Source organism: Bordetella petrii, assembly GCF_017356245.1.
Lineage (GTDB): Bacteria > Pseudomonadota > Gammaproteobacteria > Burkholderiales > Burkholderiaceae_B > Bordetella_A > Bordetella_A petrii_D.
This window is the reverse complement of sequence record NZ_JAFMZZ010000001.1, coordinates 2769150-2785544: the sequence shown is the minus strand read 5'-3', so window position 1 is coordinate 2785544 and position 16395 is coordinate 2769150. Positions and strand designations below refer to the sequence as shown.

17 protein-coding genes are annotated in these 16395 nt (G+C 68.9%); 5 read left to right on the top strand and 12 right to left on the bottom strand.

Going from position 1 to position 16395, the window contains the following annotated elements; all coding sequences use genetic code 11:
- Positions 1 to 339 precede the first annotated feature (339 nt).
- Entirely contained in the window at positions 340 to 1092 is a 753-nt protein-coding gene (locus tag J2P76_RS13405) for a TorF family putative porin (protein ID WP_207408195.1), read from the top strand.
- Positions 1093 to 1180: 88 nt separating this feature from the next.
- A complete protein-coding gene (gene rlmD / locus J2P76_RS13400; protein WP_207408194.1) occupies positions 1181 to 2566 on the top strand; it encodes a 23S rRNA (uracil(1939)-C(5))-methyltransferase RlmD in 1386 nt (461 codons plus the stop codon).
- Here the strand turns inward: rlmD and J2P76_RS13395 are convergent.
- From J2P76_RS13395 to J2P76_RS13340, 12 genes are all read right to left on the bottom strand, one after another.
- On the bottom strand, positions 2559 to 3437 hold the full coding sequence (locus J2P76_RS13395) for an alpha/beta fold hydrolase (RefSeq protein WP_207408193.1): 879 nt from the start codon (positions 3435 to 3437) through the stop codon (positions 2559 to 2561). The two genes, rlmD and J2P76_RS13395, sit on opposite strands and share 8 nt — an antisense overlap.
- A gap of 44 nt (positions 3438 to 3481) precedes the next feature.
- Positions 3482 to 4360, bottom strand: a complete 879-nt coding sequence (locus J2P76_RS13390; protein ID WP_207408192.1) for a polysaccharide deacetylase family protein — start codon at positions 4358 to 4360, stop codon at positions 3482 to 3484.
- Between the two features lie 17 nt (positions 4361 to 4377).
- Complete coding sequence (locus J2P76_RS13385) at positions 4378 to 5127, bottom strand: ABC transporter ATP-binding protein (protein WP_207408191.1); 750 nt, start codon at positions 5125 to 5127, stop codon at positions 4378 to 4380.
- A 7-nt stretch (positions 5128 to 5134) separates the two neighbouring features.
- Complete coding sequence (locus J2P76_RS13380; protein WP_207408190.1) at positions 5135 to 5992, bottom strand: ABC transporter permease subunit; 858 nt, start codon at positions 5990 to 5992, stop codon at positions 5135 to 5137.
- Between the two features lie 27 nt (positions 5993 to 6019).
- Positions 6020 to 6997: an ABC transporter substrate-binding protein gene (locus J2P76_RS13375; RefSeq protein ID WP_207408189.1), complete on the bottom strand. Its 978-nt coding sequence runs from the start codon at positions 6995 to 6997 to the stop codon at positions 6020 to 6022.
- A gap of 85 nt (positions 6998 to 7082) precedes the next feature.
- On the bottom strand, positions 7083 to 7886 hold the full coding sequence (locus tag J2P76_RS13370; RefSeq protein WP_207408188.1) for an enoyl-CoA hydratase: 804 nt from the start codon (positions 7884 to 7886) through the stop codon (positions 7083 to 7085).
- A 22-nt stretch (positions 7887 to 7908) separates the two neighbouring features.
- Positions 7909 to 9105, bottom strand: a complete 1197-nt coding sequence (locus J2P76_RS13365) for a CaiB/BaiF CoA transferase family protein (protein ID WP_207408187.1) — start codon at positions 9103 to 9105, stop codon at positions 7909 to 7911.
- 8 nt (positions 9106 to 9113) lie between these two features.
- On the bottom strand, positions 9114 to 10475 hold the full coding sequence (locus J2P76_RS13360; RefSeq protein WP_207408186.1) for an amidase: 1362 nt from the start codon (positions 10473 to 10475) through the stop codon (positions 9114 to 9116).
- Positions 10472 to 10645: a hypothetical protein gene (locus J2P76_RS13355; RefSeq protein ID WP_207408185.1), complete on the bottom strand. Its 174-nt coding sequence runs from the start codon at positions 10643 to 10645 to the stop codon at positions 10472 to 10474. Before J2P76_RS13355 ends, J2P76_RS13360 begins: the two co-directional genes overlap by 4 nt.
- A 232-nt stretch (positions 10646 to 10877) precedes the next feature.
- Positions 10878 to 11273 (bottom strand): Cu(I)-responsive transcriptional regulator, encoded by a 396-nt coding sequence (cueR, locus tag J2P76_RS13350; protein ID WP_207408184.1) that lies wholly within the window; start codon positions 11271 to 11273, stop codon positions 10878 to 10880.
- Complete coding sequence (locus J2P76_RS13345) at positions 11270 to 13558, bottom strand: heavy metal translocating P-type ATPase (protein ID WP_207408183.1); 2289 nt, start codon at positions 13556 to 13558, stop codon at positions 11270 to 11272. Before J2P76_RS13345 ends, cueR begins: the two co-directional genes overlap by 4 nt.
- The gene (locus J2P76_RS13340) at positions 13555 to 13710 is read right to left on the bottom strand and encodes a hypothetical protein (RefSeq protein ID WP_207408182.1); all 156 of its coding nucleotides are present in this window, start codon (positions 13708 to 13710) and stop codon (positions 13555 to 13557) included. The genes J2P76_RS13345 and J2P76_RS13340 overlap by 4 nt, the downstream gene beginning before the upstream one ends.
- Between J2P76_RS13340 and J2P76_RS13335 the strand changes: the two genes are divergently transcribed.
- The 3 genes from J2P76_RS13335 (at position 13709) to J2P76_RS13325 (ending at position 16379) form a co-directional block, all read left to right on the top strand.
- A complete protein-coding gene (locus J2P76_RS13335) occupies positions 13709 to 13912 on the top strand; it encodes a heavy-metal-associated domain-containing protein (protein WP_207408181.1) in 204 nt (67 codons plus the stop codon). The genes J2P76_RS13340 and J2P76_RS13335 overlap by 2 nt on opposite strands.
- 135 nt (positions 13913 to 14047) lie before the next feature.
- Positions 14048 to 14773, top strand: a complete 726-nt coding sequence (locus J2P76_RS13330; protein WP_207408180.1) for a glutathione peroxidase — start codon at positions 14048 to 14050, stop codon at positions 14771 to 14773.
- Positions 14774 to 14960: 187 nt separating this feature from the next.
- Complete coding sequence (locus J2P76_RS13325) at positions 14961 to 16379, top strand: dihydrolipoyl dehydrogenase (protein WP_207408179.1); 1419 nt, start codon at positions 14961 to 14963, stop codon at positions 16377 to 16379.
- The last annotated feature ends 16 nt before the right edge of the window (positions 16380 to 16395 follow it).

Below are 16395 nucleotides of genomic sequence, written 5' to 3'. Positions count from 1 at the left end.
GTCTGGCACCCTGACGGGAGCCGGACACTTGGCAATAGCGGACTCCTGACGAACAGACACGACGCCGCGCGGCTGCATGCCGCGCTTTTTTTTGCCGCGGACCAGGCCCGCCGGGGCGCAGGCATGGGGCCCGCCGCGCCGAAACTGTGCGGCGGCATGCGCATCCGGCACCGCGATGGTGCGGCCCGCGGCCCGCCGCCGGGGCCGCGCCGGGCCGGCCGGGTTGGCACGAAAGGTGCTTGAGGCAGGACGGGCCGCTGTCATTTTTCTGAAAAGAAACCCGGCCGCCCGCGCCGGCAGCCCTGCCGGCGCCTGCTTCCTATGCACAGGATCCGCACCATGAAACGCACGCTGCTTGCCTTGCCCCTGGCGCTATGCGCCGGCTTCACCGCCATTGCCCACGCCGAGCCCACCGACCTGGGGGCGGGATTCTCGCTCAGCGGCAATGCCGCCATCGTCAGCGACTACCGGTTCCGCGGTTATTCCCAGACCAATTTCCGGCCGGCCGTGCAACTGGGCTTCGACCTGGCGCACAGTTCGGGCTTCTACCTGGGTAACTGGAACTCCAACGTTTCCGATTTCGTCTTTCCGGAAGGCAACCTGGAAATGGATTTCTACGGCGGCTGGAAGGGCGACCTGGGGCATGGCCTGGGCCTGGATGTGGGCGCGCTGTACTACTACTATCCCGGCTCGTCTTCGCCCAAGGGCGGCAATTACAACAACACCGACCTGTACGTGGGCCTGAGCTATGAAAACTATTCCCTGAAGTACTCGTACACGCCCAGCGACTTCTTCAGCACCCCGGACAGCAAAGGCACCTGGTATCTCGACGGCACCGCCAATTTCGACCTGGGCGACGGCTGGGGGCTGGTGGCGCACCTGGGCTACCAGAAGCTGAAACAGCAGACCGACATGGACGGCGATTCGCTGGGCCATTATGTGGACTACAAGCTGGGCGTCACCAAAGACCTGAACGGCTGGGTGCTGGGCCTGGCCGCCGTGGGCGCCAGCGCGGACAACTGGCTGCCCACCAAGAACGGCCATCCGTCAGGGCGGCTGGGGGCGGTGTTCTCGGTGGCCCGGTCGTTCTAGGCGGACGGCCCCGGGGCGGGCGGCGGCGCGCCCCGGTTTCCTCTTTTACAATGCCCGGTTGCCTGTATCAGCCTGGATTGCACAAGAGATGGCCGAAGTACTGAATATCGAATCCCTGGACCTCGAAGCCCGGGGAATCGCCCGCCGCGACGGCAAGGTGGTGTTCGTCGAGGGAGCGCTGCCCACCGAGCGCGTAACCGCGCAGACGGTGCGGCGCAAGCCCTCGTATGAAATCGCCCGCGTGGAAGAGATCCTGCGGCCGTCGGCCCTGCGGGTGGCGCCGCGCTGCCCGCATTTCGGCGTGTGCGGCGGCTGTGCCATGCAGCACCTGGAACCCACCGCGCAGGTGGCCATCAAGCAGCGGGCGCTGGAAGACACCTTCTGGCATGTCGGCAAGCTGCGGCCCCAGCGCATCCTGCCGCCCCTGCACGGCCCCACCTGGGGCTACCGCTACCGGGCGCGCCTGTCGGTGCGGGTGGTGCCCAAGAAAGGCGGCGTGCTGGTGGGGTTCCATGAACGCAAGAGCAGCTACGTGGCCGACATGCGCGAATGCCATGTGCTGCCGCCGCATGTCAGCGGCATGCTGATGCCTCTGCGCGCCATGATTGCGGCAATGTCGGCGCCCGATCGCATGCCGCAGATCGAAGTGGCGCTGGGCGACCGGGTCACCGTGCTGGTGCTGCGCCATCTCGAGCCCCTGACCGACGGCGACCTGGCCGTGCTGCGGCAGTTCGCCGCCCAGCACGGCGTGCAATGGTGGCTGCAGCCCAAGGGGCCCGACACCGTGCATCCGCTCGAACCCGCGCACGCCGATACGCTGTCGTACACCATGCCCGAGTTCGGCCTCAGCATGCCGTACCGGCCCACCGATTTCACCCAGGTCAACCATGCCATCAACCGGGCGATGGTGTCGCGCGCGCTGATGCTGCTCGACGTGCAGCCCGAAGACCGCGTGGCAGACCTGTTCTGCGGGCTGGGCAACTTCACTCTGCCGCTGGCCACGCGCGGCCGCGAAGCGGTGGGCGTCGAGGGCAGCAAGGCCCTTACCGACCGCGCCCTGGCCGCGGCCGAACGCCATGGCCTGGCCGATCGCACCCGCTTCGCGACGCTGAACCTGTTCGAAGTCGATATCGAGTGGCTGCGCGGCCTGGGCTACTTCGACCGCATGCTGATCGACCCGCCGCGCGAAGGCGCGCAGGCGGTCGCGCAGGCACTGGCGCTGCTGGGCCCCGCCGAGCGGCCGCGCCGCATCGTGTACGTGTCCTGTAATCCGGCCACCCTGGCGCGCGACGCCGCCATCATGGTTCACGAAGGCGGCTATGTGCTCAAGAGCGCGGGGGTGATCAACATGTTCCCGCACACCGGCCACGTGGAATCGATCGCGGTATTCGAGTCGCTGCCCGCCGACGAGGTGCTGGCGGCCCAGGAAAGAGCCCGGCAGAAAGAGGCCGAGGCCGCGGCGGCGGCTAGCTGACCTTCAGGGCCTCGCCGCTCGCGCGGGCATCGCGCGGCGGCCAGCGGCCGGCCTCGACCTGGGCAATGAAATCGAGCACCGCGCGGTTGAACGCATCCGGTTCTTCCAGGTTGATGGTGTGCCCGGTCTTGGGCAGCACCAGCAGGCCGCTGGCCGGCAAGGCGCGCTTCAGGAACAGCGACGCCATCAGGCTGTGGTCGTCTTCGTCTCCGGCGATGATCAGCGCCGGCACCCGCATGGCGCGCAAGGCGTCGGCCATGGTGTCCAGGGCCGGCCGTTCGGCCTGCACGCCGCGCAGCGTCAGCGCCGAGCCGCGGGCATCGTGCGCCGCCAGCGCGGCGGCGAATTCCCGCCAGCCACGCGGATCCTTGTTCTGGTATTGCACGCGGGCGGCGCTTTCGGCGTAGATGGGGCCGTAGACGGCGCTGCCCAATTGTTCGAACTGACCGGCGGCGGCGCGCGAAACTTCCTGGAATGCCGGCCGGTCGGCGGCCAGGGCGCCGTAGCCGGCGCCGGCTATCGTCAGCGAGCGCGCGCGGGCGGGATGCGCCAGCCCGAAGTGCAGGGCATTGAAGCCGCCCATCGACAAGCCCACGATATGTGCGCTGTCCAGGCGCGCGGCGTCCATGACCGCGGCCAGGTCGCGCACGGCGCGCGCCTGCGAGTACGCGGCCGCATCCGCGGGCACATCGGATGGCGGGTAGCCACGCGCCGCGTAGACCACGCATTGGTGGCGCCGCGCGCAGGCGCGCAGCTGCGGCTCCCAGCTGCGGTGGTCGCCGGCGAATTCGTGCACGAACACCACCGGCGTTCCGGCGCCCACGCTTTCATAATGCAGCTTGACGCCATCGTCGGTCGACGCAACAGGCATGGTTGTTTCTCCTTGCCGGCCCCGGCGCGCAGGGCCGGACGGGTTCAGGCGGCGGGGGCGGGGTACTGGGACTTGAACCAGTCGGCGATCTGGCCGCCCGCCATGAACACGACGTCGGGGTGCCCGGTCAGTAGGTCCAGCATCTGCTCGAAGTAGCCGAAACGATGGGGCACGCCCATCAGGTGCGGGTGCAGGCCCAGCGCCAGCACGCGCGGCCAGCGGCGCGCTTCGCGTTCGAACAGTTCCAGGGTGCGTTGCAGGCGCAGCAGGAACTCCGGCGACGAGTGCTTTTCCACCGCGTAGATCACCGAGTCGTTCAGTTCCAGGTTGTAGGGCATCTGGATCAGGCTGCCCTGCTTGACGCGCATCCAGTTGGGCAGGTCGTCGATCACCCAGTCGCACACGTATTCGACTCCGGCGGCGGCAAGCAGGTCCGGGGTGTCGGCGGTTTCCCGCAGGCCGGGGCTGAGCCAGCCGCGCGGCAGGGCGCCGGTGAAGGCGCGCAGTTTTTCCAGGCACTGCATGATCAGTTCGCGCTCGCCCGAACCCGCGTCGAGCGACTGCTGGTGCATGCCGTGTCCGATGAATTCCCAGCCGGCCTTCAGCATGGCCTCGGCGGCGCGGGGATAGGCATCGATGACGCTGGCGTTGCAGCTGGTCGAGGCCGGCAGTCCGCGGTCCGAGATGGCCTGCAGCATGCGCGCCAGGCCGGCGCGCATGCCGTAGTCGGCCCAGCTGAAATTCGGCACGTCGGGCACGGTTTCCTTGCCGTGCGGCGGCGTGATGATGCTGCGCGGCATGGCCTGGTCGAAGCGCCAGTTTTCGACGTTGACGACCAGGTGCACCATGATGCGGCCGCCGTCGGGCGCCGCGCATGGCGCGCGGTCATCGGGGAAGGCATGCGGAATGCGGGGGTTGGACATGGCGGGCTCCGGGCGGGTCAATGCCGCATCTGTTTGAGAATGTCGCGTTTCAAGGTGTTGAACACTTCGCCGGTAATCAGGTCCAGCGAACGCGGCCGCTCGATGGGCACCGGGATGCGGGTGGCGATGCGCCCGGGGCGCGCCGACATGACATAGATGGTGTCGGCCAGCAGAATGGCTTCGTCGATGTCGTGCGTGACGAACACGACGGTCGTGCGCAGGTTCTGCCATACCGACAGCAGCAGCTCCTGCATGGTCAGGCGGGTCTGCGCATCCAGCGCGCCGAAGGGCTCATCCATCAGCAGCACCTTCGAGCCCAGTGTCAGCACCCGGGCAATGCCCACGCGCTGGCGCATGCCGCCCGACAGCTGCACCGGCAGATGCTGCTTGAACGCCGACAGGCCGGTAATTTCCAGCATCTCGTCGGCGCGCGCGGCGTACTCGCTTTTCGGCTGGCCGGCGATCTTCGGGCCGAACACCACGTTTTCCCAGACGTTCAGCCACGGAAACAGCGCGGCTTCCTGGAACACCACGCCGCGTTCCGGGCCGGGCCGCTCGATGTCGCTGCCACCCACTTGCAGGCGGCCGGCGGTCGGCGCCTCGAAACCCGCCACCAGGTTCAGCAGCGTGGACTTGCCGCAGCCGGAAGGCCCGAGCAGCGCGATGAATTCCCCCTGGGCCACCTGCAGGTCGATGCCGTCCAGGGCCTGCACCGGCGTGGCGCCCGGGTAGGTCTTGCTGAGTTGCGAAATCGAGATGTGCGACATGCGGGCCTCAATGATTCTGCAGGATGCGCCACGCCAGGACGCGATACTCGATGGCGACGATCAGGCGGTCGCTCAGGAAGCCCATCAGGCCGATGGACACCATGTCGGCCAGCACGATGTCCATACGGCCCACGTAATAGGCGTCCCACAGCACGTACCCCAGGCCCGACTTGACCGCCACCATTTCGGACACGATCACCGCGGTCCAGGAAATTCCCAGTCCGATGCGCAGGCCGGTGAATATCGACGGCATCGCGGCCGGCAGCACCACGCGGCGCAGCAGCTGGGCCGACGAGGCGCCCATCATGCTGGCCGCGCGCACCAGGTTGCGATCGACGTCGCGCGCGCCCTGCGTGGTATTGACCACGATGGCGTAAAAGCCGCCCAGGAAGATCAGGAAAATCGATCCCATGTCGCGGATGCCGAACAGGGCGATCGAAAAGGGCAGCCACGCGGTGATGGGAATCGGCCGCAGCCCCTGGATCAGCGGATCCATCAGCTGCGCGGTCAGCCGGCTCCAGCCGATGGCCAGCCCCAGGGGAATGCCCAGCGCCATGGCCAGGGCGAAGCCCTGCGCCACGCGCAGCGACGAGTACTGCACGTTGGCCAGCCAGGTCCCTTGGTAGGGGTTCAGGCCCATGCCGGGATTGCCGAATATCCAGGCATACCAGGCGCGCGCCACCTGCACGGGCGTGGGCACCACGCCGGCCATGGCGTCGGACTGCCCCACCAGCTGCCATATGATCAGTATCAATATGGGCACGACCAGCCCCAGGCCGGCCCGGCGCAGCGCCCGGGAGCGCGGTGCCGGGCCCGGCTGGCGCGGGCGCATCGCGGCCGGCTGCTTCAATGTGGATGAACTCACCTGCATCTCCTTGGGCGGGCGGCCGTCTTACATGACTTCCTGCACCAGGCCCGGATCCCACACTTTATCGATCTCGCCGCTGACATCCTTGGGTATGACGCCCAGCTCATTGAAGGTCTTGGCCTGGCGGCGCAGCTGGTCCAGGTCCAGCACGCCCCCCAGCTTGATCAGCTTGACCGATTCCTGTGTCACCGGCAGCGGCAGGCCGGTGTACTTCGAGTAGGTTTCGGCGAACGCCTTGGGGTCTTTTTCCAGGCGTTCTTCAGCCTGCTTGTAGGCCCACAGGAAGCACTTGACGGCCTCGCGCTTGTCCTTCAGGGCATCGCGGGTGGCGGCCAGCAGGCCCAGTTCGGCGCCCACCGCTTTCGACTGGCTGTATTCCAGGTTCTTGGCGAAGAACGCCGTGCCGTCGGCCACCAGCTGGGATTCGAACGGTTCCCACAGCGCGACCGCGTCCACGTCGCCGCGCTGCAGGGCCTGGACGAAGGCGGTGCCGCCGCCCTGGATGTTCACGGCCGTAAAGGTGTTGTACGGGATGCCCTTTTCGGCCAGCGTGGCGGCCCACTGGAACCATACGGCCGAGCCCGGCGCGATGCCGACGCGCTTGCCGGCCAGGTCTTTCCAGTCGTCCATTTTCACGCCTTTGCGCGTGACCAGGTACTTGGGCGAAGAGGCTACGCCGGTCAGGCCCACCAGCTTGTCGCTGCCCTGGGCCAGGGCGATCGCCAGGTCGGCCGGCCCGATGCCCGACACGTCGATCGATCCCGACAGCAGGGCCGTGCGCGCATCGGCATAGCGCACGAACTCGACCGGGCGCACGTCGACGTTGCAGGCTTTCAGCGGCTCGGACACGAACAGCATGGGCGACAGATGGCCGACCTTCACATAGCCGATCGTCAGGGTCTGTTTTTGCGGCGCGGGAGCGGGCTGCGGCCCGACCGCGGCGGCGCTTGCCATGTATCCGGAAATCAGGACGGCCGAGGCTGTCCGGTAGAGCGTTTTCATACGTTTCCCCCTGGTGCAGACTGCAGTGTGGCCGATGAAACTGCGTGGCCGATCGATGGCGGCCCGCCCACGCGCGCATGGCACGTCAGCGGCCCTTGAAAACCGGTGTTCTCTTCTCGCGGAAAGCGGCCTGGCCTTCCTGGTAATCGTCGCTGTCGAAGCAGGCCCGCACCGCCTGGTGCACGGCCTCGGCCGACGGCGCCTGCCCGCCGCCTTGCAAATGCTGCAGGGCCAGCCGCGCGGCGCGCACGGTCAGCGGCGCGTTGCCGGCCACGGCGGCCACCCGTTCGGCGGCGGCGGCATTGAAATCGGCGTCCGCGAACACCTCCTGCACCAGGCCGATGCGCGCGGCCTCGCGGCCGTCGAAGGTACGGGCCGTCAGGAACAGGTCGGCCGCGCGGGCGCCGCCCAGCACGTCGCACATACGCTTGACGCCGCCCAGCGCGTAGCCCAGCCCCAGGCGGGCGGCCGGCATCCGGAAGCGCGCGCCCTGGTTGCAGTAGCGCAGGTCGCAGGCCAGCGCCAGGCCCATGCCGCCGCCCATGCAGATGCCGCGTATCAGCGCAACCGTGGGCACCGTGCTGGCGGTCAGCGCCTGCTGCGCGCCGGCCACTGCCCGGTCGTAGCGCGCCACTTGCGCGGGGTCGCCGCGCTGCGCGCCGAATTCCGAAATATCGGCGCCCGACACGAACGCGCGCTCGCCGTCGCCTTCCAGCACGATGGCGCGCAGGCCCGGGCGCGCCTGCGCGTCGGCCACGGCGGCGCCCAGCGCTTCCCACATGCTGAGCGACATGGCGTTGTAGCGCGCCGGATTGACGATGCGGATGCGCAGCAGGCCGGCGTCGGCCTCGATGTCCAGGCGGCCGGGAGGTGCGGTATCGGTAGGCATGGGGTGGTGCTCGCGGTGATGTTCAGATGGCGCCTGCATCGCGCAGGCGGCGGATGTCGTCTGCGCCGTAGCCGGCTTCGCGCAGCACTTCGTCGGTATGTTCGCCCCATCCGGGCGCGGTGCGCGCGATGTCGGCAGGGGTGCGCGCCAGTGTGACCGGCTGAGTGATCATGCTGCGCTGGCCGCCTTGCCAGGCATCGCAGCGGCGCGCAACGCCCAGGTGGCGGATCTGGGTGTCCTCGAACATCTGCGGCACGGTGTACACCGGGCCGGCCGGCACGCCGGCCGCATTGAGCAGCTCCACCCAGTGCGCCACGGTGGCGGTCATGAACACGTCCTGGATTTCCCGGTTCAGCCGCTGCCGATGGCTGACGCGCAACTTTTCGGTCGCGTATTCCGGATCGGCCAGCCAGTCGGAGCGGCCCAGCGCCTCGCAGAACCGCTTCCAGTTGCCTTCGCCCGAGGCGCCCAGGTTGAACGGGCCGTCGCTGGCCTGGAACAGGCCCATCGGGCTGCTGGTGGGATGGTCGTTGCCTTCCTGCCGGGGAATGTCGCCATCGTTCAGGTAGCGCGCGGCCTGGAAGTCCATCATGGCCACCTGCGCATGCAGCAGCGAGGCATGCACCCACTGGCCCTGGCCCGACACTTCGCGTTCCAGCAGGGCCGTCAGAATGCCGATCGCCGTGTACAGGCCGGTGCTCGAGTCGGCCACGGCCAGGCCGGCCCGCACCGGCCCCTGGCCCGGCAGCCCGGTCACCGACATCAGCCCGCCCATGCCTTGCACGATCTGGTCGAAGCCAGGCCGGGCCGCGTAGGGGCCCGACTGGCCGAAGCCCGAGATGCTGGCCAGGATAATGCGCGGGTTCAGCGCGCGCAGCGCCTCGTAATCGACGCCCAGGCGCGCCTTGACATCGGGCCGCCAGTTCTCCACCACCACATCGGCATCGGCGACCAGGCGCTTGAGCACTGCCAGGCCCTCGGGCTTTTTCAGGTTCAGCGTCAGCGAACGCTTGTTGCGGTTCAGGTTCTGGAAATCGCCGCTCCAGCGGTCGGCGGCGAACATGGCTTCATTCGGATCGACGCCGGGCGGCGGTTCGATCCGGATGACGTCTGCGCCGAAATCGGCCAGCATGCGCACGCAAGTGGGGCCCGCGCGCACGCGGGACAGGTCCAGCACGCGGAAACGGCGCAGCGCGGGCGAGGCAGAGAGCGATGGCATGGTGCGGTTCAACCTCCAGATGAGAAAGCGGGGCGCATGCCGGCGTAGCCCGATGCGCCGAAACGGCTGTGTTCGGCCTGCCGAGCCAGCGCCAGCAACAGGCCTTCGGCGCCGGGGCGCGCAATGGCCTGTACGCTGATGGGCCGCCCGTCGGCCCCCTGGGCGATGGGAAACACAATGGCCGGCAGGCCCAGGTAATTCACAAACGACAGCCAGCAGAACAGATCGAGCAGGCGGCGCGGCACAAAGCCCGGCGATGTGGTGATGACCTCGGCCCAATCGGGTATGCCGCGCGGCAGCACCGGGGTCAGCAGCACGTCGCAGTCTTGCAGCACGTCGGCCAGGAAAGCCTGCGCGTGGCCCGCGCGCCGCTGCGTGGCCTCGGCATGCCAGGCGGCGGGCAGGGCGGCGCCGGCCAGCGCCAGTGTGCGCGGCAAGGGCGACAGGGGCGCCGTCTGGCCGCGCAGCGCCGCCGAGTGGCTGGTGGCCGCTTCGGCATACAGCAGGATCTGGGCCAGCCGCATCCATTCGGGCAACTGGCCCAGGCGGTGCTCGCGGCGCCGGCCCCGCGCGCTGCATTCGGCGGCGTAGTCCTCCAGTGCGTCCACGATGGGTGTGTCGGCCTGCACGCCAGGGTCGGGGTGGCGCCAGCAGGTGGCGATGCGCCAGTGGCCCGGCGCGGGCGGGGCCGGGGCCCCAGGCTCGGCGGCCGGCTGCAGCGCTTGCAGCAGCGCCGCCGCATCGGGGGCGCTGCGGGCAATGATGCCCACGGTATCCAGCGCGGGCGCCAGGGGGGCCACCCCGTCGCGCGGCAGCAGGTCGCGGGTGGGTTTCAGCCCCAGCACGCCGCAGGTGGCTGCCGGAATGCGCACCGAGCCCGCCGTGTCGGTGCCCAGCGATCCATAGCAAAGCCCGCTGGCCACGGCCACCGCCGAGCCGCTGGACGACCCGCCCACCGCGGCGGCCGGAGCCAGCGGATTGATCGGCAGCGGGTAGTTGGGATTCTCGCCGGTGGCGCCGCAGGCATGTTCGGCCATCGCCAGCGCCGCCAGCGGGCTGCTGCCGGCGGCGTGCAGCCGCCGGATCACGGTCGCGGCCAGCGGCGGCGAGCCCGGCCAGGGGCGCCCGGCGCCGCATTCCGGCGCGCGGCCTGGCAGCGTATAGATGTCTTTGTGGGCCAGGCCCACGCCCGCCAGCGGCAGCGCCGGGTCGGCCGGGGGGCCGGCGCGCAGCAGGCTGACGGCGCAATGGGACGTGTCGGCGGCAAAGGCGCGCCGCTGCCTGGCCAGAGCCTCGTCCACGCTCAATTCCGCATTGGCGAGCAGTTGCCGCAACGCGTGGATCGTATTGGGCAGCCCGGCCGGTGTCATGCGCGTGCCTCGGCGGGCGGCGCCAGCCGTGCCAGCGTCCTGGCCACGGCGCGGATCTCGGCATCGCTGGCCGGGATGCCCGCGCGCCGCAGCAGCACCTGGATGGCCGCGATATCGGGCGGCGGCTCCGCGCTGGCGCGGCTTACCTGGCTCGCGGGCTGATTTTGCATACAAAAATACCTGTTTTGTATTATTTAAAGCCTTTATAAATATATTTATAAAAGAACGGATAGCTTTGTGCAAACCCTTTTTTGAAGGCCGATGGCCGGAAAGTGGGGGCGTGCAGAGGCGTCGCGCGCCGGCGTGCCGATGCCGCCGAATGGCAAAAAAAGGCGCGGCCCCATTGCGGAGCCGCGCCCACTGTCGAAGCCGATGGCCGCCGCCGGGCCGGGCCCGGCGCGTTCAGCCCGCGCCGCCGCCCAGCTCTTCGATGATGGGGCAATCGGGGCGGCTGTCGCCGTGGCAATGGCGCGCCAGGTGCCTCAGGCTGTCCGCCATCTGCTGCAGTTCGGCGGCCTTGCGCTCCAGGCCTTGCACATGGTCCAGCGCAACGCGCTTGACGTCGGCGCTGGCGCGGCCGCGGTCGCGCCACAGCGCCAGCAGCTCGTGCATCTGTTCCACCGAAAACCCCAGGTCGCGGGCGCGTCGCACGAAGCGCAGGGTATGCAGGTCGTTTTCGCTGTACACCCGGTAGCCGGCCTCGGTACGCGTGGCCGGGCCGATCAGGCCGATGCTTTCGTAATAGCGGATCATCTTGGCCGAGATGCCCGTGGCGCTTGCGGCTTGTCCGATATTCATGACTGCGGGCCTCCATCAGCAATGGGGTGGACAGGGCGGTATGCGCGCAGGCGCAGTGCATTGCCCAGCACGAACACGCTGGACAAGGCCATGGCGCCTGCGGCGAATACCGGCGACAGTTGCAGGCCGAAGGCGGGATACAGCGCGCCGGCCGCCAGCGGGATCAGGGCGGCGTTGTAGGCAAAGGCCCAGAACAGATTCTGTCGGATGTTGGCCAGCGTGGCGCGGCTCAGGCCGATGGCATTGGGCACGCCATGCAGGTCATCGGCCATCAGCACCACCGAGGCGGCTTCGATGGCCACGTCGGTGCCGGTGCCGATGGCAATGCCCACATCGGCCGCGGCCAGCGCAGGCGCATCGTTGATGCCGTCGCCCACGAAGGCCAGCTTGCGGCCGCCGGCGCGCAGCGTCTCGATGGCCGCCACCTTGCCGTCGGGCAGCACTTCGGCGCGCACTTCATCGATGCCCAGCTGCCGCGCCACACTGTGCGCGGTGAGCGCGTTGTCGCCGGTGATCATCGCGGTCTTGATGCCCAGCGCATGCAGGGCGTTGATCGCGCCGGCGGCCGACGGTTTGAGCGGATCGCTGACCGCCACCAGCGCGGCCGCGCGCCCGTCCACCGCCACATACACCGGTGTCTTGCCCTCGGCGCCCCAGTTCGCGGCCTGGTCGCCGAATACCGCCAGATCGACCCCGTGCCGGTCCATCAGCCGGGCCGCGCCGGCCACGATCTGCCGGCCGTCCACGCGCGCCTGCACGCCGGCGCCGGTCACGGCCTGGAAGTCGTCGGCGGGCTGCGCGGGCAGGCCGCGCTCACGCGCCGCCGCCACGATCGCCCGGGCGATGGGGTGTTCGGAACGTTCCTGCACCGCGGCCAGCCAGCCCAGCACCTGGTCGCCGTCGAAGCCGGGCGCGGCCTGCAGGCCCGCCAGGGCCGGCTTGCCCAGCGTCAGCGTGCCGGTCTTGTCGAACGCCACCACCTCGACGTCGCGCAGCGACTGCAGCGCATCGCCCTGGCGGAACAGCACGCCCAGGTCCGCGGCGCGGCCGGTGCCCACCATAATCGAGGTCGGCGTGGCCAGGCCCATGGCGCACGGGCAGGCGATGATCAGCACGGCCACGGCGTTGACCAGGGCCAGCGGCAGGGCGGGCGAGGGGCCCCAGGCCAGCCACGCCGAGAAGGCCAGCAGCGCGATCGCCATCACGGCGGGCACGAACCAGGCCGTGACCTGGTCGACCAGCGCTTGGATGGGCAGCCTGGCGCCCTGGGCCGTCTGCACCATGTGGATGATGCGGGCCAGCATGGTGTCGGCGCCCGTGTGCGTGACACGCAGGGTAAAGCTGCCCGAGGTATTCAGCGTGCCGCCGGTGGCGCGCATGCCGGCGCGTTTTTCCACGGGCATGGGTTCGCCGGTGAGCATCGATTCGTCGACATACGAGCTGCCTTCGATGACGTCGCCGTCGATGGGGATTTTCTCGCCGGGCCGCACCACGACGTGCTCGCCGCGGCGCACCTGTTCAATGGGCACGTCCTGCGCCTGGCCGTCGCGCAGCACGCGCGCGGTGCGGGGCTGCAGGCCGACCAGGCGCTTGATGGCGGCGCCGGTGCGCCCCTTGGCACGCGCTTCCAGCATGCGTCCCAGCAGGATCAGCGTGACGATCACCGCCGCCGCTTCGTAATACACATAGCGGGCGTTTTCGGGCAGCCACTGCGGAGCAAAGGTGGCGGCCACGGAATAGGCCCAGGCCGCGCCGGCGCCCACCGCAACCAGCGAATTCATTTCGGGCGCGCGGCGCCACAACGCCGCCAGCCCCTTGGTAAAGAAGGCCCGGCCCGGCCAGGCCAGCACGGCGGTGGTCAGCACGAACTGCAGCAGCCAGCTGTTCTGCATGCCCAGCCGCGTGGCCACCCAGTGGTGCACGGCGGGAATGGCGTGCGAACCCATTTCCAGCGCGAAAACCGGCAGCGTCAGCACCAGGGCCACGGTGAACGCGCGGCGCAGGCTGCGCGCTTCGTCGGCGCGGGCTTGTTCCTGGCGGGCTTCGTGGCCGTCCTGCGCGGCAATCGGATGGGCCGTATAGCCGACGCGCGCCACCGCTGCCACCAGCGCCTGGGTGTCGGCGTCCGGGGTATGGTCGACCCGGGCGCTTTCGGTGGCCAGGTTGACGCTGGCCGAGCCCACGCCGGCCACGGCCGACAGGGCTTTCTCGACCCGCTTGACGCACGAGGCGCAGGTCATGCCTTCAATGGCGAGTTCAGTCTGTACAAGGGCGAGGGCAGTCATGCTGCAGCTCCGGAAAGAGGATATGCCAGCAGTTTCATCCTTACCATGATGGGAAGGTCAAGCCCTATTTTACGCTTGACTTTGCCATGATGGGAAGGTTTAAGCTGGGTTCCGTTGTGCCTTTCCACTGCTTTTTCTACAGGAGTTGCCATGTCTTTCCAGTTCAGCGTGCCTGATATGTCTTGCGGCCATTGCGTCGGCACCATCACACAGGCCGTGCAGCAGGCCGTGCCCGGCGCCCGCGTCGCGGTCGATCTGTCCACCCGCCGCGTCACGGTCGAAAATGCGCCGGCCGCCGAGCCGGTGCGCGCGGCCATCGAGCAGGCCGGCTACGACGCCCAGCCAGTGGCGTAGGCGCCGGCGCAGCCAGGGCCCGATTGGCCCTGGCTATCAATTAAGTTAAATAATTAAATTTGATATATCGATAGCGGATATTTATCATCTCTTCCATGGTGGTGAGGCCACCAAACCACTCTAGGAGATGATTGAATGCTGCAGAATCGCGAAGGCCAGCGGGTCCCCAACGTGACCTTCCCCATCCGCCAGGGCAACGACTGGAAACAGGTCACCACCGACGATCTGTTCAAGAACAAGACCGTCGTGGTCTTCTCGCTGCCGGGCGCCTTCACCCCCACTTGCTCGTCCACCCACCTGCCGCGCTACAACGAACTGGCGCAAACCTTTGCCGGCGTGGGCGTGGATGCCATCGTGTGCGTGTCGGTCAACGATACCTTCGTCATGAACGAATGGGCCAAAGACCAGGAAGCCGGCAACATCACGCTGCTGCCCGACGGCAACGGCGATTTCACCGAAGGCATGGGCATGCTGGTCGACAAGCGCGATCTCGGCTTCGGCAAGCGCAGCTGGCGCTATTCGATGCTGGTGAAAGACGGCGTGATCGAAAAAATGTTCATCGAGCCCCAGAAAGAAGGCGACCCGTTCGAAGTCTCGGATGCGGACACCATGCTGGCCTACATTGCCCCGCAAGCCAGGAAGCCCGACCAGGTAGTGGTGTTTTCCAAGCCCGGCTGCCCGTTCTGCATCGAAGCCAAGGCGCTGCTGGCCGACAAGGGCTACGACCCGATCGAGATCCCGCTGGAGCACAAAGTGCGCGGCCGGGTCATCGGCGCGGTCTCGGGCAAGGGCACAGCTCCGCAGGTGTTCATCAACGGCAGCCTGATCGGCGGCCTGGAAGACCTGAAAGCCTATCTGTAACCCCCAAAGCGCCGCGCATCGCGCCGGGGTCTGACTGCCGAAAGGTGTCAGGCACCGGCGCCGGCGGCAACTGCATCAACCGTACCGTGCTCGACACCCCTCGGGAGTCGGGCGCGTACCTGCCCGGCACGGGCTTTTTTTCTTCCGGCGTCGCCGCAGGGCGAAGCCGGCACAGCATGGGACAGTCATGGACATTCTGCATACCGACATCGCCGTCATCGGCGCCGGCACGGCCGGCCTGGCGGCCTATCGCGCGGCCCGCGCCGCCGGCAAGCGGGCGCTGCTGATCGAAGGCGGCCCGTACGGCACCACCTGCGCCCGCGTGGGCTGCATGCCCTCCAAGCTGCTGATCGCGGCGGCCGAGGCCGCGCATGCCGCCGCGCATACGGCCCCGTTCGGCGTGCATGTCGATGGCGCTGTCCGCGTGGACGGCCGCGAAGTCATGGCGCGGGTGCGCCGCGAGCGCGACCGCTTTGTCGGGTTCGTGCTGGAAGGCGTGGAAAACATCCCCGCCGAAGACAAGCTGGCCGGCTATGCGCGCTTCGTATCCGATACGGTGCTGCGCGTGGACGAACGCATCGAGGTGCGCGCCGGCAGCGTCGTCATCGCCACCGGTTCGCGGCCGTCGGTGCCGCCGCCGTTCGAAGCGCTGGGCGATCGCCTGGTCGTCAACGACGACGTGTTCGCCTGGCAGGACCTGCCGCGCAGCGTGGCCGTGTTCGGCCCCGGCGTCATCGGCCTGGAACTGGGCCAGGCGCTGGCCCGGCTGGGCGTGCGGGTACGGGTGTTCGGCGTCAGCGGCAGCCTGGGCGGCCTGGGCGATCCGGCGGTGCGCCAGCGCGCGCGCCGCAGTTTCCAGGGCGAGTTCTACCTGGATCCGGATGCCCGCGTGCTGTCCACCCGCCGCGTCGGCGACCAGGTCGAAGTGCGCTACGTGGCGCTGGACAATACCGAGCGCACCGAATGTTTCGATTATGCGCTGGTGGCCACCGGCCGCCGGCCCAATGTCGACCGGCTCGACCTGCACCACACCAGTCTGGCGCGCGACGCTCGCGGCGTGCCCGAATTCGATCGCACCACCCTGCAGGCCGGCGCGGCGCCGATCTTCATCGCGGGCGATGCCAATGCCGACGCGCCGCTGCTGCACGAGGCCGCCGACGAAGGCCGCATCGCCGGGACGAACGCGGCGCACTATCCGGATGTGCGGCCCGGGCTGCGGCGCGCGGGGCTGGCGGTGGTGTTCTCCGACCCGCAGATCGCGCTGGTCGGCACTCCGTATGCGCGCCTGCCGCGGGACGGCTTCGTGACGGGCGAAGTCGATTTCGGCGACCAGGGCCGCTCGCGCGTCATGCTCAAGAACAAGGGCATGCTGCACGTGTACGCCGACAGCGAGACCGGGCAATTCCTGGGCGCCGAGATGGTGGGGCCGGCGGCCGAGCACATCGGCCACTTGCTGGCCTGGGCCGCGCAGCAGCAGCTGACCATCGCGCAGATGCTGGACATGCCTTTCTACCATCCCGTGGTGGAAGAGGGCCTGCGCACCGCGCTGCGCGACGCCGCGGCCCGCCTGCAGGAAGCCCGCGACGCGCGGCGGCAGGCTGCCTGAAAGCACTGAGGGGTCC